General features: G+C 30.0%; 20 protein-coding genes, 1 tRNA gene and 1 other RNA gene. 17 read left to right on the forward strand and 5 right to left on the reverse strand.

All coding sequences use genetic code 11. The features are described from left to right. Positions 1–14: 14 nt before the first annotated feature. Together H2280_RS03615 and ruvB are read right to left on the reverse strand one after the other, a co-directional pair. Positions 15–1,058: an AI-2E family transporter gene (locus tag H2280_RS03615; protein ID WP_137623746.1), complete on the reverse strand. Its 1,044-nt coding sequence runs from the start codon at positions 1,056–1,058 to the stop codon at positions 15–17. 4 nt (positions 1,059–1,062) lie between these two features. Next, positions 1,063–2,070, reverse strand: coding sequence for a Holliday junction branch migration DNA helicase RuvB (gene ruvB, locus H2280_RS03620; protein ID WP_337195601.1), 1,008 nt, complete (start codon positions 2,068–2,070; stop codon positions 1,063–1,065). A gap of 89 nt (positions 2,071–2,159) precedes the next feature. Between ruvB and H2280_RS03625 the strand changes: the two genes are divergently transcribed. Continuing rightward, a complete protein-coding gene (locus H2280_RS03625; RefSeq protein ID WP_137623744.1) occupies positions 2,160–2,570 on the forward strand; it encodes a histidine phosphotransferase in 411 nt (136 codons plus the stop codon). 1 nt (position 2,571) lies between these two features. Then, positions 2,572–2,931, forward strand: a transfer-messenger RNA (tmRNA) gene (gene ssrA / locus H2280_RS03630). Here ssrA and H2280_RS03635 read toward each other — a convergent pair. Then, a complete protein-coding gene (locus H2280_RS03635) occupies positions 2,932–5,016 on the reverse strand; it encodes an RNA degradosome polyphosphate kinase (protein ID WP_137623743.1) in 2,085 nt (694 codons plus the stop codon). Between the two features lie 277 nt (positions 5,017–5,293). On the opposite strand from H2280_RS03635, the gene nrfH reads away from it, so the two are divergent. The 4 genes from nrfH to H2280_RS03655 all read left to right on the forward strand — a co-directional run bounded on the left by nrfH (position 5,294) and on the right by H2280_RS03655 (position 8,429). After that, on the forward strand, positions 5,294–5,785 hold the full coding sequence (nrfH, locus tag H2280_RS03640; RefSeq protein WP_137623742.1) for a cytochrome c nitrite reductase small subunit: 492 nt from the start codon (positions 5,294–5,296) through the stop codon (positions 5,783–5,785). Between the two features lie 15 nt (positions 5,786–5,800). Further along, entirely contained in the window at positions 5,801–7,633 is a 1,833-nt protein-coding gene (locus tag H2280_RS03645) for an ammonia-forming cytochrome c nitrite reductase subunit c552 (RefSeq protein ID WP_337215700.1), read from the forward strand. 92 nt (positions 7,634–7,725) lie between these two features. Beyond that, complete coding sequence (locus H2280_RS03650) at positions 7,726–8,280, forward strand: hypothetical protein (protein ID WP_337215701.1); 555 nt, start codon at positions 7,726–7,728, stop codon at positions 8,278–8,280. A 59-nt stretch (positions 8,281–8,339) separates the two neighbouring features. Next, positions 8,340–8,429: transfer RNA gene (locus H2280_RS03655), tRNA-Ser, on the forward strand. A 1-nt stretch (position 8,430) separates the two neighbouring features. Here the strand turns inward: H2280_RS03655 and H2280_RS03660 are convergent. Together H2280_RS03660 and H2280_RS03665 are read right to left on the reverse strand one after the other, a co-directional pair. Then, positions 8,431–9,417, reverse strand: a complete 987-nt coding sequence (locus H2280_RS03660) for a phospholipase A (RefSeq protein WP_337215702.1) — start codon at positions 9,415–9,417, stop codon at positions 8,431–8,433. Continuing rightward, the gene (locus H2280_RS03665; protein WP_337215703.1) at positions 9,414–9,989 is read right to left on the reverse strand and encodes a molybdenum cofactor guanylyltransferase; all 576 of its coding nucleotides are present in this window, start codon (positions 9,987–9,989) and stop codon (positions 9,414–9,416) included. The genes H2280_RS03660 and H2280_RS03665 overlap by 4 nt, the downstream gene beginning before the upstream one ends. Before the next feature lie 61 nt (positions 9,990–10,050). Here H2280_RS03665 and H2280_RS03670 point away from each other — a divergent pair, with 61 nt between their 5' ends. The 11 genes from H2280_RS03670 to H2280_RS03720 form a co-directional block, all read left to right on the forward strand. Further along, complete coding sequence (locus H2280_RS03670; RefSeq protein WP_337215704.1) at positions 10,051–11,385, forward strand: NFACT RNA binding domain-containing protein; 1,335 nt, start codon at positions 10,051–10,053, stop codon at positions 11,383–11,385. A gap of 2 nt (positions 11,386–11,387) precedes the next feature. Continuing rightward, on the forward strand, positions 11,388–11,723 hold the full coding sequence (locus H2280_RS03675) for a hypothetical protein (protein ID WP_337215705.1): 336 nt from the start codon (positions 11,388–11,390) through the stop codon (positions 11,721–11,723). 10 nt (positions 11,724–11,733) lie between these two features. Then, on the forward strand, positions 11,734–12,459 hold the full coding sequence (locus tag H2280_RS03680; protein WP_337215706.1) for a phosphatidate cytidylyltransferase: 726 nt from the start codon (positions 11,734–11,736) through the stop codon (positions 12,457–12,459). Then, the gene (gene dxr / locus H2280_RS03685) at positions 12,456–13,529 is read left to right on the forward strand and encodes a 1-deoxy-D-xylulose-5-phosphate reductoisomerase (protein ID WP_337215707.1); all 1,074 of its coding nucleotides are present in this window, start codon (positions 12,456–12,458) and stop codon (positions 13,527–13,529) included. Before H2280_RS03680 ends, dxr begins: the two co-directional genes overlap by 4 nt. Further along, positions 13,529–14,917, forward strand: a complete 1,389-nt coding sequence (locus H2280_RS03690; protein ID WP_337215708.1) for a M99 family carboxypeptidase catalytic domain-containing protein — start codon at positions 13,529–13,531, stop codon at positions 14,915–14,917. The genes dxr and H2280_RS03690 overlap by 1 nt, the downstream gene beginning before the upstream one ends. After that, positions 14,914–15,921, forward strand: a complete 1,008-nt coding sequence (gene tsaD / locus H2280_RS03695; protein ID WP_337215709.1) for a tRNA (adenosine(37)-N6)-threonylcarbamoyltransferase complex transferase subunit TsaD — start codon at positions 14,914–14,916, stop codon at positions 15,919–15,921. The genes H2280_RS03690 and tsaD overlap by 4 nt, the downstream gene beginning before the upstream one ends. 1 nt (position 15,922) lies before the next feature. Continuing rightward, positions 15,923–16,441 (forward strand): prepilin-type N-terminal cleavage/methylation domain-containing protein, encoded by a 519-nt coding sequence (locus tag H2280_RS03700; protein ID WP_337215710.1) that lies wholly within the window; start codon positions 15,923–15,925, stop codon positions 16,439–16,441. After that, positions 16,428–17,681, forward strand: a complete 1,254-nt coding sequence (locus H2280_RS03705) for a DUF2920 family protein (protein WP_337215711.1) — start codon at positions 16,428–16,430, stop codon at positions 17,679–17,681. The genes H2280_RS03700 and H2280_RS03705 overlap by 14 nt, the downstream gene beginning before the upstream one ends. After that, on the forward strand, positions 17,668–18,921 hold the full coding sequence (locus H2280_RS03710) for a DUF2920 family protein (RefSeq protein ID WP_337215712.1): 1,254 nt from the start codon (positions 17,668–17,670) through the stop codon (positions 18,919–18,921). The genes H2280_RS03705 and H2280_RS03710 overlap by 14 nt, the downstream gene beginning before the upstream one ends. Further along, positions 18,918–20,753 (forward strand): motility associated factor glycosyltransferase family protein, encoded by a 1,836-nt coding sequence (locus H2280_RS03715; RefSeq protein WP_337215713.1) that lies wholly within the window; start codon positions 18,918–18,920, stop codon positions 20,751–20,753. Before H2280_RS03710 ends, H2280_RS03715 begins: the two co-directional genes overlap by 4 nt. A 97-nt stretch (positions 20,754–20,850) precedes the next feature. Further along, positions 20,851–21,066 (forward strand): flagellin N-terminal helical domain-containing protein (locus tag H2280_RS03720; protein ID WP_442862339.1); only part of this gene is annotated, 216 nt, incomplete at its 3' end.

Here is a 21,066-nt window from a genome sequence, read left to right on the forward strand (position 1 = left end):
CTTAGCTAGATAAATCAGATCAATTTCTTATCTTTTAAAATCACGTACATTCTAATTGTAGAAATGAAAAAGGTTAAAATTGCAGGACCTAAAATAATACCCCAAAAACCAAAGCTTGATATTCCTGCCATCATTGCTAAGAAAATCAAAAGTTCATTGATTTTTGTTGGCGTTTTAACGAGTTTTTTATTGATCCATTTTATAATTAAAGGTTTGATTAAAGTATCAGCGATAAAAGAAATAACAACGACAGAATAAATTAAAATTACAAGTGCCGAATTTAAACCATTAGACGCAAATTCATAAAGACTTACAGGTATATAAACTAAAGCACCACCAACGGCTGGTATTAAGGAGCTAATAGCAAAAATGGAACCCATTAAAATACCATCATATCCATAAAATAGGGTAATAATCCCAAAAAGAGTTCCTTGAAAAATAGCAATGATTACCATAGAATAAAGCACAACAGCCATCACATTGCCTACTTCAGATAAAACATCATCTAATTCTTTTCTATCTACTGGCACAATTGATTTTAGATAAATGACAAGTTCAGTTCCGTATAGATTAGCAAAAAAGTAAAAGACACAAATTAAAGCCATATCTATGAGGAATTTGGCTCCAGATTTTGTAAAACTTGAGGCATAATTTAAAACTTGTTTTGAAATATTGTTTAAATCTATAGACGCTAAAAATTCTTTGATTTTTGGTTCTAAAAAATTCAGTCCTTCAGGCAAGGTAAATTGATAGTTTTTGATATAATCTAGTGTGTGAGAAATTAAATTAATATCAAAGTTTTTTAAAGTTTTAGCTAATTCTATCATAGTGTAAAAAAAAGGAGCAAAAAATAAAATTACCATGCAAGAAGTTGTTAAAATTGAAGCAAAAAATTTATGTCCTTTAGTTAAATGCAAGAATTTCGCATTTATATTTGATGTTGCTACTGCCATTAAACTTGCGATAATGATCACGAGTAAAAAGCTTTTAAAAAGATAAAGTAAAAGCGATAAAATAACCAAAATAAAAGAAATTAAAAATATTTTTCCGTTTTTCAAAAAATTACTCCTCAAATAAATTTTTTTGATATTTCATTTTTAAAGCTTGAAAACTTTTATGACTTGCTATGCGTCCCTTAGCGGTGCGCTCTATATAACCATTTGCTAATAAATATGGTTCTATAACATCTTCAATTGTATTTTCATCTTCGCTTAAAGCTGCAGCTATACTCGCAAGTCCCATAGGTTTTTGTTTTGCTGCTGTTAAAAGTTCAAGGTATCTTAAATCCATCGCATCAAAGCCTAATTCATTTACCCCTAAAGAATTTAAAGCCTCATTAGCTCTTTTTAGAGTAATATTTTTTTCATCATTCACATCTGCAAAATCTCTTACTCTTTTTAAAAGTCTAAGTGCGATTCTGGGTGTTGATCTTGATCTTTTTGCGATTTCAAGTGCTGCATCTTCTTCGCAAGTTTTATTAAGTTTTAAGGCAGCTTTTTGAAGTATAGTTGCAAGTTCATTATCTTTATAAAATTCTAAACGAAATTGCATACCAAAGCGATCTCTTAAAGGATTGCTAAGCATACCCGCACGTGTAGTAGCGCCTATGAGTGTGAATTTAGGTAGATCAATTTTTATCGTTTGTGCCGCAGGGCCACTCCCTATAATAATATCCAAACGATAATCCTCCATAGCCGGATAAAGCACTTCCTCAATAGCAGGACTTAGACGATGAATCTCGTCGATAAATAAAACATCTCCTTCGCTTAAATTCGTTAAAATGGCAGCTAAATCTCCGCTTTTTTCTATCATCGGTGCGGCTGTTGTTTTGATATTCGCTTCCATTTCATAAGAGATTATGTTAGCTAAAGTTGTTTTTCCAAGTCCAGCTGGGCCACTAAAAAGAATATGATCTAAACATTCATTACGTTTTTTAGCTGCAGCAATAAAAACATTTAAATTTTTTTTGATACTTTCTTGCCCTATATAGCCATCAAAACTTGAAGGACGTAAGGAATTTTCATAAGTTTCATCAAAAGAATATTTTTCTATTTCTACTATTCTATCCATTTTTCATTCTTGTTTTTCTAGGAAAATTAAAATAAGATTTTAACTAAATTTTGCTAGAATTTACTTAAACTTTATAATATGGTTTAAAAATGGGAATTTTAACAAAATTAGAATTAGAATATGAAATTGACGATATAGAAAAGTTTTTGCAATTTTTTAGAACGATGTGTGACAGGTTTGAACCCTTGATTATAAAGCTAGGTAGCGATAGTGTGCGCTATAAGGAAGCAATTAAGGAGCTTGAAACCTTAGCACACAATACTGCATGGGCTGCGAGGCGTTTAGAACTTAGTGAAATCACTGATTTTTGTGTATTTTGTGAAGAAATGATGGCACAAGCAAATCGTTTTGAGGGTCCAGCTAGTGAAGAATTTACAGATTGGATGCTTTTAGTGAGTGATCAGTTTGAGAAATATTGTCGTTCGTATGAAAATGATGATTCTGTTTTAGCTGTTTTTAATCCTTTAATTGTTAATGTTCCAAATATTATTTCTAAATAATGGGAGCGACTTGGCTTCGACAGGAGTAAGTCTGCTTAGATGGCATGTCGCTTTAGGCAAAGCGTAAAAAGCCTAAATAAAATTAAACGCAAACAACGTTAAATTTGCTCCTGCTTACGCTAAAGCTGCGTAAGTTCAGTTGAGCCTGAATTTTAAGTGATACTATCTAGCTTGAAATTTGGTCATCTTAAGATAGTGTAGCTTAAAACTTGACACATTTTAAGTGAAATTAAAGTCTTAGCTATATTTTTAAGTTTTGGAAGATGAGCGAAATATAGTGAAACAGTCATCTTTGCTAAACATGTAGAGATCTTTGTGGGGTTATTTTTGGACAGGGGTTCAATTCCCCTCGCTTCCACCATTAATTCTCCTTAAATAATTTTGACGCTAATTGTGTTGCTCTGGTTTGATCCGTATCCTTTTTCAAGGTTTGATATATCTTATTGACATAATCCTCTAAGGTTTGTTGAGAATCTATGGTTTTATCATTTTGCCCAACTTTGATATATTCTCCATCGCTTTGTAATTCATAAGCTAAAGTATTATCGCTAAGTTGCAAACGTAAAAATTGCGCTAATTTAGCTTTATTTCTTTCATCAAAAATTGGAGTCATCAGTTCTAAGCGACGTTCTAAGTTTCTTGGCATCCAATCCGCACTTGATATAAAATAATTAGGTTCGCTATGTTTAAAATAAAACACTCTTGCATGCTCTAGATACTTTCCTATGATGCTTCTTACACGTATATTTTTACTGTATTCTTGATTGGGTTTTAAGCAGCAAATTCCTCTGACAATTAGATCGATTTGAACTCCTTGCATGCTCGCCTCATAAAGAGCTTTGATAATATGACTATCCACAAGAGAATTCATTTTAGCAATGATAACACCTTCACTACCTTTAGTGGTTTCTATACGGATCATTTCTAGAATTTTTTCTTTAATTTGATTAGGACTCATAGAAAGGGTTTTAAGCCGACGATTTTTATTAAAACCAGATAAAATATGAAAAAAGCTTGTTACATCTTGAGCGATTTCAGCTTTATTGGTAAAATAACTCATATCCGTATATATTTTTGCACTACTTGCGTTATAATTTCCCGTGCTTAAATGGATATAAAATTTAAGTTTTTCTCCTTGCTTGCGTATAACTTGAGAGACTTTAGCATGGACTTTAAAACCTCTAATTCCATAAATAACATGCGCACCTGCATTTTCTAAAGCTTTTGCCCAGTGTAGATTGTTTTCCTCATCAAAACGGGCTTTTAATTCTACCATGACTGTGACTTGTTTTCCTTCGCTAGCAGCGTCGATTAAAGCTTGGACGATATTTGAATTTTTTTCTACTCTATAAAGTGTCATTCTTATGGAAATAACTTCGGGATCCCGACTCGCTTCTTTTATAAATTTATATACAGGATCAAAACTTTCATAAGGTTGAATGATTAAGATATCTTCTTTATCAATCGCATCAAAAATAGATAAATTTTCATCAAAAGGCGGCAAAGTTTTTGGTGTATAAAGCGGGCTTAAAAGATGGGTAAAAGTCTTATTTCCTACAATTTGCCAAATTCTTGGAAGGTTTAATAAAGTCGAGTATTCATAAACATCCTTGTGAAAAATTTTCATATGAGTGCTTAAAAATTCAACGATTTGTTCATCCGCATCTTTTTGAATTTGAAGTCTAACAAAAGCCCCTTTTCTTCTTAGCTTTAAGCCTTGTTCAAGTATCATCATAAAATCATCCGCTTCTTCTTCTTCGATGACCATATCTGCATTTCTTGTAACCCTAAATGCTGCTGAAGCTAAAAGTTTATAACCAGGAAAAATTTCTTCAATATGTTGATGAACAATACTTTCAATAGGTACATAAATGTTTGAAACCACCTCATAAAAACGAGGTAACACTCTTGAAATTCTTACCATTCCAAATTTAATAAGTTCAGGATGTGATTTATCACAAATTTTAACCGCTAAAGAGAAAGACAGATTGTTTAAATGTGGAAAAGGATGTGTTGCATCAACAGCTATAGGAACGATCACAGGAAATATATTTGAGAAAAAAAACTCATCGCATTTTTGCTTTAAATTCTCATCTAAATGATCGTATTGTTTGATAAATAAATTTTCTTTTTCAAGTTCTTTAGTAATTTCTTTAAAATATTCTTCTAAAAGTTCTTTTTCTTCATGCAAATATTTACGTATAGCTTTAAGTTGTTCTAAGGGACTCATTTCATCACTACTGCTTGCATTTACACCTGCAGAAAATAATTGTTTAAGACCTGCAACGCGTATCATGTAAAATTCATCCAAATTAGTACAATATATAGCGATAAATTTAAGTCTTTCTAGTAAAGGCATCGCTTTTGTGCATTGATTTAAAACTCTTGAATTAAAACGTAACCATGAAAGTTCTCTATTTAAAAACATATCAGGAGTTGTTTGCATGAAAAATTTCCTTTTTATTTTAATTTTACCATTTGAAAATCAATGATTTTTTACAGAGTTTATAAGAATTTAATCTTTAGCAATGTTTTAAAAATCAATCTTAGTTTCAATCTTAAATGATTGATAAAATTATTTTTAATTAGGATAATATATTAAAAATAAAAAATCATTTTAATTAATTAAAAATAAATATATTTAAATATTTATTAACAATATTTACGCTACAATCTAAAGCTATTTTTATTTAAGTTTCAATGCTTTTTCAAGGAGTATAAAGTTGAAAAAAACTTTAAGTTTATTTAATATTTTTCTTGTTTTACTCTTCGTATTTTTTGTGATCGGTTTTTATACTTTTTATAATGCAAAAGGTACGTCTTATTTGAGTAATGCAAGCGAATCTTGCAATAATTGCCATATTATGAATGAGGTTTATAATGAATATATGCAAGGGCCACACTCTCAAAAGGTTAAAGGAGAGCCTAGAGCAACTTGTGTGGATTGTCATTTGCCTCATGAATTTTTTGCTAAATGGATTGCTAAAGCACAAAGTGGATTGGGTCATGCTTATGCTTTTACCTTTAAGCTTGATGAACTTCCTACAAATTTAAGCGCAAGTAATAAAACCCGAGAAACTATACAACAAAATTGTATTCGTTGTCATGCGGATTTTGCACAAACGGCAATCAATGCAACCACTAATCCCCACGCACAGAATTCTTTAAAATGCGCTTCTTGCCATAAAGATGTGGGTCATAAACATGGAATTTAATAAGGAGATTATGTCATGAAAAAAAATATTTTACGTTTAGGTATTATTATTCTTATTTTACTGATTTTAGGTGTTTTGTGGCTTAATAATGATATTGAACAAAAAAAGAAAGATGAAGCAAATAAAAATACCATCACTGCAAGCGCTGATCTTTCTTTGTTAAGCGATGACGATCCTAATTATGAAAGATGGGGTAAGGTTTTTCCAGAACAGCTTGATATGTATTTAAAAGTTGAAAAAGAAAAACCACAACCGACTGAATTTGGTGGCAATTTAGCTTATTCTAAGTTGATTCGTTTTCCACAATTAACTATTCTTTGGGCGGGTTATCCTTTTAGCATTGATGCTAATGAAGAAAGAGGGCATTTTTGGGTTCAAATTGATCAAATGAAAACCGCAAGAAATAATAAAGATTTTTTAAACGCTCATGGATTTAAAGCTTTTAAAGGGCAACCTACAGCTTGTATGAATTGTCATAGCGGATGGACTCCTTGGCTGATTAAAAATGTTGCTAAAGGAGATTTTGTAGCGTTTAATTCTACAAATTATTGGACAATGATGAAAAACATTCCTGCGGCCAATGGCATAGAGGAAAATTCGCCACAACATGCTGGAGCGCACGGCGGAAAGAGAATGGGTGTAACCTGTGCGGATTGTCATAATCCAAGCGATATGAGTTTAAGAGTTACTCGAGAGGCTGCTATCAATGCTTTAGTAGCAAGAGGTTATGAAAAAGATCCTATTCAAGGCATAAAAGCTAGTAGAGAAGAAATGAGAACTTTGGTTTGCTCACAATGCCATGTGGAGTATTATTTTAAACCAACTGGAGAGAAAGTTAAAGTGATGGGAGAAAGTATTGCCGATGATAGCTCTAAAAAATGGTGGGATGGAACTCAAAAAACTTATGATGAATATGAATTTTGGAGAGATGGCAATAAGGCAAAAGAAATAGAAGCAAATGGTATCATACTTACTTTTCCTTGGGATGAATGGAAAAAAGGACAACCATTTAGAATTGAAATGTTTGATGAGTATTATGATAAAGTTCGTGCGATATTTGGGGCAGATTTTACACATAAGCTTACAGGAGCTCCAATTATTAAAATTCAACATCCAGAAAGTGAGCTTTATAGTGGTGGAGTACATGCTTTAAATGGTGTAAGTTGTGCGGATTGTCATATGCCTTATATTAGAGAAGGTGCTAAGAAAATTTCTCAACACAATATCACTTCTCCTTTAAGAGATATCAATTCAGCTTGCAAGGCTTGTCATAAACAAAGCGAAGATGAGTTAAGAGCACAAGTTAAAGATATCCAAAATATAGTTGCTTCAGAGCAAAGAACAGCTGAATATGCTTTGGTAAGTTTTATTATGGATACTAAAAAATTGCGTGAAAAACTAGGCACTATGGAGAAATTCCAAACTGATAATAAGCCAGATGAAGCTAAGATCAGTGCAGAATTAAAAGATGTTTTAGAGCTTCATAGAAAATCTCAAATGAGGGTTGATTTTGTCAATGCTGAAAATTCAACCGGTTTTCATAATCCACGCGAAGCTTCAAGAATCATTTTTCAAGCTATAGATATGGCAAGAATGGGACAAGCTAAGCTTTTGGAAATTGCAAATACTAATAATATAAAAGATTTTCAAATTTCAAATTTGGGTTTTGAAGATATCCAAAAATTAAACCCAGGTGAGCTTTATTACAAAGTTGATGTTAATGGACATAAGGCAGGAGAACGTTATTATGGTGATGAAGAAGATGTTAATGGAAATCCTCCAAAAGAACTTTTAGAAGAAGATAAAAATCTTTCTCCTTATAATTATAAATTCATAGATAAAAAATGATTTACAAATCCCGCTTTGGGATTTGTATTTTTTCACATTCAATTCACATTATTTTTTTATAATTACTCAAAAATTACTCAAAGTTGGAAAAAATGATTCATAAAAATAAATTATTCAGACAAATTCATATTTATATAAGTTTGTTTTTCTTGCCTTGTGCTCTGATGTTTGCAATTTCAGGCATTACTTATATTTTAGGTTTTGATCAAGATGTAGGTTTGAAAGTGCAAAGCTATAAATTAAATCAACATATACAAAAAGGCAAAGAAAGAGAAGCTTTAATCGAATATCTTGTAGAAAATAAATTAAAACTCCCATCAAATACAGAAATTATAAAAAGCAAAAACAAAGGAGTGAGTATAGGTACAATACACTATAGTGCTAATATAGCACCCATTAGTGAAAATGAATATCTTATTACTCTTAAAACCAGATCTTTATTAGGCGATATGATTATGTTGCATAAAGATAAGGGTTTGTGGTATTTTTCTATTCTTAGTGTTGGGTTTGGAGTCACTTTATTTTTGCTTTATATTTCAGGGCTTATCATTACATTTTTTGCAAGTAAAAAAGATAGAAAAAAGCAATTATTTGTTTTAATTTTAGGATTTTTAATCACTTTTATTTTAGCTTATATCAGTCTTTAAATTTTTATTTTAAGCTAAGTATTATTTAAATTACTATATAATCATACTTTTATTTTTAAGGACAGATGGGTGAGTGGCTGAAACCACACCCCTGCTAAGGGTGCAGATCTTAACGGGTCTCGAGGGTTCAAATCCCTCTCTGTCCGCCACTTAATAAGAAATCAAAAATCCCGTAGAAAGTCTTTGTAATTTTCTGTTATAATCGATTAAACTTTCTCCATAACCATTAAAATATTGTAAATACCAATAAATTCCGTTATTAAAAATATCATATCCTACATCGACTTGAATTGCACCTTTATTATGACGGAAATCAAGGTTATTTCTTAGCATAATATTAGCAAAATAATCTTTACCTAAATATCCTAAATTCAAATCAAAATTTCCAAGATAATGCGTGATATCGGGATTATCATCTTTTTTTCTTTCTTCAGGAATTCTATACCATATTCTAGGAACAAATAAAAAGCGTTTATAAAAAATGGCAGTTGAAGCATAGATTCTATTCCATGAGCGAGATTCTAAATTCTCATCCCCTTTGCCATTACTTTCATGTAAAATTCCTAAACGAAGATTATTAAAAAAGGGATAATTTTTAAGATAAAGAGGAAAATCTACGAAAAATTCAGGTTGATAATTCGTCTCCCTAAAAGGAGAGGAATGTTTATAATTTTGCCACCAAGAAGTTTGCGTATAGCCTATATAGTATTTTTCATTGAGTCCAAATAAATTTTCAAATAATCTTTTTTTAATGCTAAGTTGAAATTTCATTTCCATTTTACGATTATCATTACCAAGGGAGCCAAAACTATAAGCAAAAGGTAAAAAATAATTCATTTTATAAGCTGTAATGCCAAGTGGATTAAAACCCGTATCTTCATCAAGGTAGTTTGCTAAGGCAAGTTTAGAAAAATCCTCTTTATCTTCTAGATTTTTTTGAGAAGTTTGGGTATTTGAAACCGCTATTTTTTCAGGCTTATCATCAACAAAAGATTGAGCTTGATTTTTTAAAAGTAAGCTTTTATAAATTTGCATAGCTTTTTTATAATCACCTTTTTTTTCAAATTCCAAAGCTTCTTCAAAATTTTCAGCCCATGCTAAATTGCAGATTAGGAAAAATAAAATTATTTTTTTCATTTAAACTCACTTTTGAATTTTTCATACTCTTGATAAAAATTTAAATTTAAAAAGGCATCTTCATTTTCAAATTCTACAAATTTAGTCTTAACTTGAGAAAACAAAAGTCCAATTTTATGTTCATTTTTTTTCAAATACTCTTTGCATAAATTTTTTAAAGAACTGTGATAAAACCCACATAAAGGATGCTTATAGGATTTTGTTTTGGCTATAATGATACGATAATCTTCTTTTAAAAAAGAATGAAGTTTTAAAATTTCATTTTCGCTGATATTAGGACTATCCACACTTAAAATAAAAACAAATTCATCTTTAAAATAGGAAAATATAGAATATAGCGCAAGCATAGGGGAGTAAAATTGAAATTTTAAATCATCTTTTATGAGAGAAAATTGCTGGTTAAATTTATCTTCTTTGGCGCTTATATAAACTTTTTTAAAAAAATGTGACATTTTTTTGACTTGAAATTCGCTTAAAGTCTCATTTTTGATTTTTAATTTGCTTTTATCTTCACCCATGCGACTTGATTTTCCGCCACATAAAATCACACAATTTAATTCTTTAAGTTCCAAATTTCATTCCTTTTTTAAAAACTCTACCATAAATTCGCTAAAATATCTTATAATTTTTATTATGAAATATACAGAGCTTTTGCAATTAAGAGATTTTTTTAGTGATTTTAAAAAAGTTGATTTTATAAAACGCATTAATGATAATGTTTTAGAGCTTAGTCTTGAGAGACAAAAATTTATTTTTGATTTGAGTCGAGGAAATAGTGCGATTTACACGGCTAAATTAAATGCTAAAAATTATAATGCTCCTTTTGATTTTATGCTTAAAAAATATTTTAGCAATGCCTTGTTAAAAGATGTAAAAGTATTGCAAGATAATCGTATTTTGTGTTTTCATACCCTCGCAAATAAATCTTATAAAAGTTATGAAAATAAAATTTATTTTGAATTTACAGGTAAAAATACTAATGTGATTATCACAGATGCAAATGAAATGATTATCGAGGCTTTAAGGCATATTGATAAAAGTTATCGTATTGTAAAACCTAATGTCATTTTGGAGCCTTTAAAGCCTTATAAAATGGATGATTGTTATGAAAAAATCGTCGATTTTGATCTTTATTTTGACAATAAATTTAAATCCATCAATCAAAATAAAATTCATCAAATCAAGATTTCAAAACTTGCACAAATGGATAAAAAAATACAAAATTTAAATGAAAATTTATCAAGTTTAGAACAAGAAGATTTTTTGATCGAAAAAGCTTTGGAGTTTAGAAAAAAAGCAGACGTTTTGTTTGCAAATTTGAGTGTTTTAAAAGAGTATGAAAGAGAATTTGAACTTAATGATTTTGAAGATAAAAAAATGCATTTTAAACTTGAAACAAGTCCTAAGGAGAGTGCTAATTTATTTTATAAAAATGCCAAAAAATTGGAACAAAGAGCTAGAAATTTAAACATACAAAGGGATAATTTAGAAGAAAAATTAGATTTTGCTTTAAATTTAAAAGCTTTGTTAGTCAAGGCTAAAGATGAGTTTGAGCTTGAAATTTTATTGCCCAAAAAAAACAATAAGAAAAATAATGAAAATAATGAAAATAATGAAAATAAAGAAAATAAAGAAAGTGATCATATTGCATATTTTTATTTTCAAGATTTTAAAATTTGTGTGGGGAAAAATGAAAAAGGAAATGAAATTTTATTAAAAAATGCAAAAAAGGATGATTTATGGTTTCATGTAAGAGATATTCCAAGTTCTCATGTGATTATTATCTCAAACAAGAGAAACATTAGCGAAGATGTGATAGAATTTGCCGCAAAACTTTGCGTGAGTTTTTCAAAGTTAAAAAAAGGTTCTTATTGGGTCGATTATACTTTAAGAAATTTTGTCAAGGTTCAACAAAAGGCATTTGTCAATTATGTCAATTTTAAAAGCATTAATATTACAAAGGATTAAATATGCCAGTAAGCCCTTTAGGAAACATGAATTTTATCAATCAAAATATGGCTTATCCAGCGGCTCAAGCGAGTAATGAGCTTGCAAAAGAAGGTGTTAGCGCTGCTTTAAATATGGCAGCTGTTCAAGAAGAAGAAAAAGTGATCGATAAGCTTGAAAAAGTCAATGAAACGCATGATATAAAAGAAGAAATCAAAGAAAAAGCAGAGCAAGAAGAAAAAAAGAAAAAACACAAACAAGAATTAGAAAAAAGCGATCAAGAGGATGTTAGCGAAGAAAATGAAGAAGAAAATTTTAAAAACGCACAAAGCATTCATCGTATCGATATGAGTATTTAAAGGATGAGAAATGTTTAATTCAACTAGGATTATTTGGGGTTTATTGATGGTTGCAGCGGTGATTATCGTTGCATTGATTGATCAATTTTTTATCAATTTTATCATTTTTGGAATTTTATTGTTTTTGGCTTTTAATGAAGCAAAAAAGCTTTTTAATTTAGAAAAAGTAAGCATTATACCTTTGGCTTTAGCTTTTATTTTGGGTACTATGATTTCAAAGCCTTTATTTTTAGGAATTTTAGCTGCATTTTTAATCCTTGGATATCAAGTGTATAAAAAGTCAAATTTAAAACCCGTTTTGATTTATTTGTATCCTAGTTTGCCTATTTTAGCACTTTGGCAAGTGTATTTAGGCCATGGAATGTTTGCTTTATTTTGGCTGATTTTAATTGTAGCAAGTTGCGATAGTGCCGCGTATTTTATAGGAAAGCTTATGGGAAAAACCCCTTTTTCTCCTACAAGTCCCAATAAAACCTTAGAAGGCGTTATAGGGGGACTTGTTTTTGCTAGTATATTTGGAACTTTGATAGGAATTTTTGTTTATGGTTTTTGGCTTTCTTTATTTTGTTCTTTCTTTTCAGCTTTTATGGCGGTTATAGGAGATTTATTGGAAAGTTATTTTAAAAGAGAAGCAGGAGTAAAAGATAGTGGAGATCTAATCCCAGGGCATGGTGGTTTGCTTGATAGAATTGATGCGGTGATTATCGCTGCTTTTGTCATGGTTAGCTTTTTATGATCGTTTTTGGAAGTACTGGAAGTATAGGAGTTAATGCTCTTAAGCTTGCCGCTTTAAAAAATATCAAAATTTCAGCCCTTGCTTGTGGAGAAAATATTAAGCTTTTAAATGAGCAAATTCAAGCTTTTAAGCCCCAATTTGTCGCGATAAAAAATGCTAAAGATAAACATTTAGTAAAACATGATAAGGTTTTTATAGGACAAACTGGTTTAGAAGAAATTTTGCAAAATTGCCAAGATGATTTTTTACTTAATGCTATAGTAGGATTTGCAGGATTAAAAAGCACTATTAAGGCAAAAGAATTAGGCAAAAAAATTGCCCTTGCCAATAAAGAAAGTTTAGTTGTAGCAGGAAATTTTTTAAAAGGGGCTAGAATTATCCCTATAGATAGCGAGCATTCAGCTTTAAATTTTTTACTTCAAGATAAACAAAATATTAAAAAACTTTATATTACTGCAAGTGGCGGGGCTTTTCGCAAAAGTAAAATTAAAGATCTAAAAAATGTTACTCCTAAAGATGCTCTCAAGCATCCAAATTGGGCAATGGGAGCTAAGATAACCATAGATAGCGCAACCATGGTAAATAAGCTTTTTGAAATCATAGAAGCGTATCATTTGTATGATTTTAAGGATATTGATGCTCTAATAGAACCAAAATCTATCGTTCATGCAATGTGCGAATTTGAAAATGGTGCGACTACGGCATATTTTTCAAAAGCCGATATGAAGCTTGCTATTTCAGAAGCTATTTTTTCTACTCATGAAGCTCAAATTTTAGATCCTATTGATTTTGTTAAACTTTCTAGTTTAAAATTTTATGAAATCAGTACAAGAAAATATCCTGTTTTTAAACTCAAAGATTGGCTTTTAAAAGAACCTCATTTAGGCGTGATTATCAATGCGGCTAATGAGGTTGGGGTGGAAAATTTTTTAAATTATAAGGGTAGTTTTTTGGATATTTCAAAGACGATTTTTAAAGCGCTTGATCATTTTGGAGTTCCTAAAATTTCAAGCATTGAAGAAGTTTTTGAATACGATGATAAAACAAGGAAATATTTAAAAGGTGTTTGATGAAATTTTTTTTAGTTGTATTGTTTTTATATACGAGTGTCTTTGCTTTGGATTTTAGTGTAGGGGAGAATGGAAAAAGCTTAGACGATAATAACACGGTTTTGATTTTTGGTGGGATTCAAGGTGATGAGCCTGGTGGTTTTCATGCTGCAAGTTTGCTTTTGAGTGATTATAATATCACAAAAGGTAAAATCATCGTGGCGCCTAATTTGGCCTTTGATAGTATTATCAAGCGTTCTCGTGGAAATAATGGCGATTTAAACCGAAAATTTGCGAGTATTAGTCCAAAGGATCCTGATTATAAAACGATTGAGCGTATTAAAAAACTTATTTTATTACCTGAAGTTAGCATGGTGATCAATCTTCATGATGGATGGGGATTTTACAAACCTACTTATGTGGATGCTTTGCAAAATCCTAAAAGATGGGGAAATTCTAGCGTAATCGATACAAGCGAAATCAATGCAAGCAAATATCCCGATCTTGAAAATATCGCTACGCAAACGGTTAATAGCGTTAATTCCTCTTTAGCTGATCCTAAACATGCCTATCATTTAAAAAATACCAAAACTCAAGAATTAGGCGATACAGAAATGCTTAAGGCTCTGACCTATTTTGTTATTTCTCATCATAAAGCCGCTTTTGCTAATGAGGCGAGTAAAAATTTACCCGTTAATTTAAGGGCTTATTATCATCTTTTAGCTATTGAAAATTATTTAAAAACAGCCGGCATTGAATTTACAAGAGATTTTGAATTAACCCCAGAAGGTGTAAAAGAAGCGATCAATCGCGAACTTGAAGTGAAACTTTTTGATGATAGAATTTTACTCTCTTTAAAAAATCCAAGAAAAACGATTAAATATTTGCCTTTTCCAGTCAATAAAGAGCTAAATTACAATACAAGCAATGAACTTACAGCTGTTATTGCTGATGGTTCTTCTTTTTTTGTCCAGTACGGCAATCGTTTTCAGACAAGAATTTATCCCGAGTATTTAGAATTTAGTGATCCTTTTGATGAGGTGGCTATAAAGGCAGATCAAAAAGATCTCATCGTGCATTTTGGCACCAAGGTTAAAGTTAAGGAAAATTTTTTCATTCCTAGTATTAAAGGGGTGCGTGTTAATATCATAGGTTTTGATCATGGCAAGGATGAAAGCAATATTTTTGTGTATAAAAAAGATATGCAACAAGCTTATTCTTTAGATATGGCGGGTAAAATTTATCGTGTAGAATTTTATGAATTAAGATGGGCAAATTTACAGCAGCTTTTAGAAAATACTACGGATGCAAAGTTGATTAAAAAAGCAAAAATTCTAGATCCAAGTATCTTAAAAGCGGCAAAAGCTAAAGATAAATTTATCGGATCTATTTTAGTGGAATTTGAATGAAAGATTTAATCCTAGCTATAGAAAGTTCTTGCGATGATAGTTCCATTGCCATTATCAATAAAGATAATTTAAAATGCATTTTTCACAAAAAGATATCTCAAGAGCTTGAACATAGCGTTTATGGTGGGGTTGTGCCAGAACTTGCAGCTCGTCTTCATAGTGCAGCACTGCCAAGTATTTTAGAGCAATGCAAATCTTATTTTAACGAACTTTGTGCCATAGCAGTGACAAATGAGCCAGGGCTTAGCGTATCCTTGCTTGGTGGTATAACCATGGCTAAAACTTTGTCTTCAAGTTTAAATTTACCTCTAATTGCGATCAATCATCTTAAAGGCCATATTTATAGTCTTTTTTTAGAGGAAAAGGCTATTTTTGATATAGGAATTTTGCTTGTAAGTGGTGGGCATACTATGGTGCTTTACATCAATAATGAAAGAGAAATTCAAATTTTAGCTAACACAAGTGACGATAGTTTTGGAGAAAGTTTTGATAAAGTGGCTAAAATGATGGGTTTGGCTTATCCTGGAGGGGTGATTATTGAAAATTTGGCTAAAAATGCTAAAAATAAAAATATAAAATTTAGCATTCCTTTAAAGCATTCTAAAGAATTAGCCTATAGTTTTTCAGGGCTTAAAAATGCGGTGCGTTTGGAAATTTTAAAGCATGAAAATTTAGATCAGAATGTAAAAGCAGAAATCGCTTATGGCTTTGAAGAAGCTGCTTGTGAACATATCATGGATAAATTAGAGAAAATTTTCAAGCGGTATTCTTTTAAAGAATTTGGTGTTGTTGGGGGTGCGAGCGCGAATTTAAATTTACGTTCGCGTTTAAAAAGCTTGTGTGAAAAACACCATATAAAATTAAGATTGACTCCCTTAAAATATTGCTCTGATAATGCTTTGATGATCGCAAGAGCTGCGGTGGATGCTTATGAAAGATCAGAATTTGTTAAAATTGATGAAGAAATTCTTAGCCCTAGGAGTAAAAATTTTTTAAGGATATAAAATGAAAAAAGCCTTTACGATTTTGGAACTCGTTTTTGTGATCATCATTTTAGGAATTTTAGCGGCCATTGCTTTACCAAAATTAAGCTCAAGTAAAGATGAAGCAGAATTAAGCAAATCTTTAAACAATCTTAAAACTTTGATCAATGATATCAGCATTTATGCTTTAAAAAATGATGCTTTAGGCACTATCAATTCGATGAGTAATGTCAGCGGGATTGAAAACGTTGATTTGAAAGATTTTAGCGGGGTTAAAGAAGTTAATTTTAAAGTGGGCGATGATAAGGAATGTTTAAAGCTTATTTTTGTTAATAAAACAGATTTTATTTTTATGGGAATTTCAAGTAACGAAGCTAGTAAAAAGGCTATAGAAAGTGGTTTGGATAAAGAATTAGAAAATATTGATTTTACAAGCACTTCTAAAAATAAAGCTTGTATAGCTTTAAGCAAAAATGAACATTTTAAAAGCTTAGCTTCAAAAACTTATACTTTAATAGGAGTCAATGATGCTAATTACTAAAATTTATGAAATCGATTCTTGTGATGATGTTGAGCTTAATATAAAAAGAGAATCAAAGCTTGAGTTTAAGTTATGGTATGATGATGAAAAAAATCCTGAGGCTTTGGTATTTTTTACACAGGGTCTTGGAGCGGATTGTCATGATAAAATGTTAGATTTTATTGCTAAGGATTTGATGCAAAAATTTAATATAGCTTTTGCGAGTGTGAATTATCATTGTATAGGTAATCGTCCAGATACTGGTTCCACTTTTTATTTAGATGAAATCGATAAACTTATTTTAGATGCGACTTGTAAAGCGGCGGGTATAAATTTGCCTTATAGTGTAGATAAAATTCAAAATTATGATCAAATGAGTGAAATTTTTCATTTTATCAATCAAGCTTTGATAGAAGGAAAAAAAGAGGGTAGATTTAGATTGGATTATTATTTAAATTTACATGTAAGTTTGCAACCTACAAAAAATGAATATCAAAACTATGGGATTATGCAAGCTCAAGATCTCATAAATACAGCTCTTTATTTAAAGAAAAATGCTCCATTTGATACCATGGGGGGGGGTATTCCTGTGATTATGATTGGTACATCTAGGGGAGGATATTTAGCATATTTGGCTGCAAAAATTGCTCCTTGGCTTATAGATGGAGTGATTGATAATTCTGGTAGCGTAAAACTTTTATGGCGACTTGTTGGATTTGGAAAAGAGATTGATTTTATGCAGTATTCTGAATTTGCTACCTTTGATTTTTTTCAGCACATAAAAGTTTTTTGTTCTAATAAAACTTTTTGGACAAGCAATAGTGCTTCACCTTATTTTTTCTCTCCAGCAAGACGTATGATCCGCAATGTTTTAGAACCAAGTCATCTTGAAGTATGTGCTAAATTTCCTAGCACTCATTATGTGGGTTATCATTCCATTAAAGATAAAAATGATCTTTTAGAGGATAAAATAGCCCTTTATGATTATTTTAAAAAATTAGGTTTTGATGCAAAATTAAATTCTATTACCAATGAATCTCAAATCGATGGAAAATTTATAAAAAGTCTAGAACATGGTATGGGTATACCTATAAAACTTATGATCAAAAAAGAACTTCCTATTATGCTTGAAAAGATCAAAAAACACCCTAAAAAAGCATATAAAGATAAAAGCATAAGCTATCCTTGTGAAGATTTGATTTATAAATTTACTCAAAAAGAGGATAAGATATTATTAGAGGTTAAAAATGCTAATCAATAAAATTTATGAAATTGACTCTTGTGATGATGTTGAACTTAATATAAAAAGAGAATCCAAGCTCGAGTTTAAACTTTGCTTTGATGATGAAAAAAATCCCGAGGCTTTAGCATTTATCACTCCAGGGCTTGGAGGGGATGCGGATGATAATTATCGTGAGCATTTGGCAGAAACTATAGCAAGTGATCTAAATGTTGCTGTGGTTAGCGTGAATTATCACTGTATAGGAAATCGTCCTCAAACAGGCTCTACTTTTTATTTAGATGAAATCGATAAACTCATTTTAGATGCGACTTGTAAAGCAGCGGGTATAGAGCTTCCTTATAGTGTAGATAAAATTCAAAATAGTGAGCAAATATTTGAAATTTTAAATTTTATTAATCAATATTTAATTGAAAAGAAAAAACTAGGTTTATTAAGTATGGATTCTTATTTAAATTTGCATGTAAGTTTGCAACCTACAAAAAATGAGTATCAAAATTTTGGCATTATGCAAGCTCAAGATCTTGCAAATGCAGCTCTTTTTTTAAAGAAAAATGCTCCATTTGACACCATGGGGGGGGGTATTCCTGTGATTATGATCGGTAGTTCTCACGGGGGATACTTATCTCATTTGGCTGCAAAAATTGCTCCTTGGCTTGTAGATGGAGTGATTGATAATTCTAGCTATGCTAATTTTCTTTGGAAATTAGTTGGTTTTGGAAAAGAAATAGATTATATTAAGTATGCTGAATTTGGCACTTTTAGTTTATTTAGGCATATTTGTATATGTGCTTCTACAAAAACTTTTTGGACAAGCAATAGTTCATCTAGATATTATTTTTCTAATGCCAGAAGAAGGATAAGAAATATTTTAGACTTGGAACACCTTGAAATACAATCCTTTTATCCAAAACCTTGTTATGTGAGCTATCATTCTTTTTATGATAAAAGAATTGCTCCGCCAGAAGATAAAATAGAACTTTATGATGTTTTTAAAAAATATCATTTTGATGCAAAACTTTATATGATTAAAGATCAAGATCAAATTGATGGAAAATTTATAAAAAGTTTAGCCCATGGTATGGATATGTCTATAAAAACTTTGATCAAAAAAGAACTTCCTAATGTGCTTGAAAAGATAAAAAAACATCCTAAAAAAGAGTATAAAGATAAAAGCATAAGTTATCCTTGTGAAGATTTGCTTTATAAATTTACTCAAAAAAAAGATAAGATATTGTTGGAGGTTAAAAAAAATAAATGAATATTTTAGAAAGAAATATCCAAGCTTTAGCAAGCGGAACCAATAAACCTTTGGCTTTAAAACTTAGTAATTTTTTAAAAGATTCACAATGTATTCGTTTTAACTTGGATGAAAATTTAAATATTTTCGATCAAGAAAATCAAGTTTTTATGTATGGTGACGTAGAACAAGAAATCGCTTTTTTTCAAAGGGGTATTTTGGAAAAAACCTTAAGGTATCCTTTTGTTTGTATTTATGGCATAGGAAATGCTTTACTTGTTAAAAATTTAACCTCATTTTATAAGCATATTTTTATTTTTGAGAGCGAAATAGAACTTTTTATTTTGGCTTTAAGTGTGATTGATCTTAGTGAAGAATTAAGTAGTGGTAAAATTTATCTTGTGGATACGAAAGAAGAAAAGATTAATATCCAATTAAGTTTGCTTTTTGATCAAAAAGATATGTTTGAATATCTTAGTCTATATAAAATGTTTATGAATTCTTACTATGAAAAATATTATGCGAGTGAGATAAAAAAAATAGATGATATAATTTGTAAAAATATTAATTTTGTTATTAGAAGCTTAGATCCAAATTTAAAAATATCATTTACTAGTCATAATAATTTTCTTCAAAATATTCCTACAATGCTTGAAAGTATTCCCTTTCAGAGAATTATTCAAGAAAGAAGAAATCAATTTGAAAACTGCATAGTAGTTTGCGCTGGTCCAAGTCTTGAAAAGCAAATTCCACTTTTAAGAAAATATCAAGAAAATTTCGTGATTTTCTGTGCTGATGGGGCTTTTTCTTTGCTTTATAAAAATGATATTATTCCTGATTATGTTTTAAATATAGATATAGATGAATATCCGGCTAATTTTTTTAAAAATATTGAAAAAAGAAAATTAAATCAAACTTTATTTATCTTGGGTCAAAATACTCATCCAAATATTGTTAATTTTTTAAATCAAAAAAATCTTTCAACATGTATTGTTTTAAATCAAATTTCAAATAATAAAGAATTTGGTCTTAATGAATTTGGTTACTTAGATATTGGAACTCATGTAGGTCATATGTGTTATACTTTGGCTTTATCTTTAGGATTTAAAAATATAATTATCATAGGTCAAGATTTAGCTTACAATAAAAATGGTGATTCTCATTTTAGTGATTTTGTTTTAGGTAAAAATGCTGATATTTCTTTAAATATTCCTAGTTTAAAAACTTTGGCTTACGGAGGCGAAGGTGAAGTTTTAACTCATTTAGCTTGGGATGATTATAGACAAAAGCTAGAATTCCTTTTTTCCAATTATACTTGTATCGATTTTTACAATGCTACAGAAGGTGGAGCTAGGATTGCTTTTACAAAAGAACTAAGTTTTAAAGAATGTTGTTTAAAATTTGGAAACAAAAAGAAAAAAAAATTTGAAATTCCAAGAACTTTAACTTTAAATAGAAGTAATAAATTATTAAAGAAGACTATAGAGCGTTTTGGCAAAAATTTAGAAAATATAAATCTAATTTTGGAAGATGCGTGGGTTTTGCATAGTGCTTTGGATAAAATTTTATCAAGTAAAAATGATTTGCCTTTAAATTTTTTATTAAATGTTTATAATAATATAGAAAATTTTATTTTTCTTATAAATGAAAAATTAGTTTTTTGTGAGAGAATTTTAAAAGGATTATTGTTTCATAGAGGGCTTGAGTCTAGTAAAATTATTATGAAAACAAATCTAGAAGAAAAAAAATATTTTATTTTAATTTTTGAAGTTTGTAAAAAATGGTTAGTTTTTTTTATTGAAAAAATGGAAATTGAAAAAGGAATTTTGGAAAAACTCGTGAAAAACTTTTAATTTTTTATAATACAAAGTATAAATTTTTAAAAAAAATAAACGATATAGTGTTTAACAAGTTCATGGATGAGCTTGAATTTATTTAAAAGGATTTAAAATGGGATTTCGTATAAATACAAACGTTGCAGCTCTTAATGCTAAAGCAAACTCAGATCTAAACGCTAAAAGCTTAGATAGTTCATTGGCAAGATTAAGTTCTGGTCTTAGAATTAACTCGGCAGCAGATGATGCTTCAGGGATGGCTATTGCAGACTCACTTCGCTCGCAAGCTAACACTTTGGGTCAAGCTATATCTAACGGTAATGATGCTTTA

It is taken from the genome of Campylobacter sp. 2457A (assembly GCF_020135895.1).
Classification (GTDB): Bacteria; Campylobacterota; Campylobacteria; order Campylobacterales; family Campylobacteraceae; genus Campylobacter_D; species Campylobacter_D taeniopygiae.

Bases quoted from the DNA above. Each gene is read 5' to 3' on its own strand.
- H2280_RS03675 (WP_337215705.1), top strand. From the start codon at position 11,388: ATGCCAGTAAGCCCTTTAGGAAACATGAATTTTATCAATCAAAATATG.
- ruvB (WP_337195601.1), bottom strand. From the start codon at position 2,070: ATGGATAGAATAGTAGAAATAGAAAAATATTCTTTTGATGAAACTTAT.
- H2280_RS03700 (WP_337215710.1), top strand. From the start codon at position 15,923: ATGAAAAAAGCCTTTACGATTTTGGAACTCGTTTTTGTGATCATCATT.
- H2280_RS03660 (WP_337215702.1), bottom strand. From the start codon at position 9,417: ATGAAAAAAATAATTTTATTTTTCCTAATCTGCAATTTAGCATGGGCT.
- H2280_RS03710 (WP_337215712.1), top strand. From the start codon at position 17,668: ATGCTAATCAATAAAATTTATGAAATTGACTCTTGTGATGATGTTGAA.
- H2280_RS03670 (WP_337215704.1), top strand. From the start codon at position 10,051: ATGAAATATACAGAGCTTTTGCAATTAAGAGATTTTTTTAGTGATTTT.
- H2280_RS03705 (WP_337215711.1), top strand. From the start codon at position 16,428: ATGCTAATTACTAAAATTTATGAAATCGATTCTTGTGATGATGTTGAG.
- H2280_RS03625 (WP_137623744.1), top strand. From the start codon at position 2,160: ATGGGAATTTTAACAAAATTAGAATTAGAATATGAAATTGACGATATA.
- H2280_RS03635 (WP_137623743.1), bottom strand. From the start codon at position 5,016: ATGCAAACAACTCCTGATATGTTTTTAAATAGAGAACTTTCATGGTTA.
- H2280_RS03650 (WP_337215701.1), top strand. From the start codon at position 7,726: ATGATTCATAAAAATAAATTATTCAGACAAATTCATATTTATATAAGT.
- H2280_RS03680 (WP_337215706.1), top strand. From the start codon at position 11,734: ATGTTTAATTCAACTAGGATTATTTGGGGTTTATTGATGGTTGCAGCG.
- H2280_RS03690 (WP_337215708.1), top strand. From the start codon at position 13,529: ATGAAATTTTTTTTAGTTGTATTGTTTTTATATACGAGTGTCTTTGCT.
- H2280_RS03715 (WP_337215713.1), top strand. From the start codon at position 18,918: ATGAATATTTTAGAAAGAAATATCCAAGCTTTAGCAAGCGGAACCAAT.
- tsaD (WP_337215709.1), top strand. From the start codon at position 14,914: ATGAAAGATTTAATCCTAGCTATAGAAAGTTCTTGCGATGATAGTTCC.
- dxr (WP_337215707.1), top strand. From the start codon at position 12,456: ATGATCGTTTTTGGAAGTACTGGAAGTATAGGAGTTAATGCTCTTAAG.
- H2280_RS03645 (WP_337215700.1), top strand. From the start codon at position 5,801: ATGAAAAAAAATATTTTACGTTTAGGTATTATTATTCTTATTTTACTG.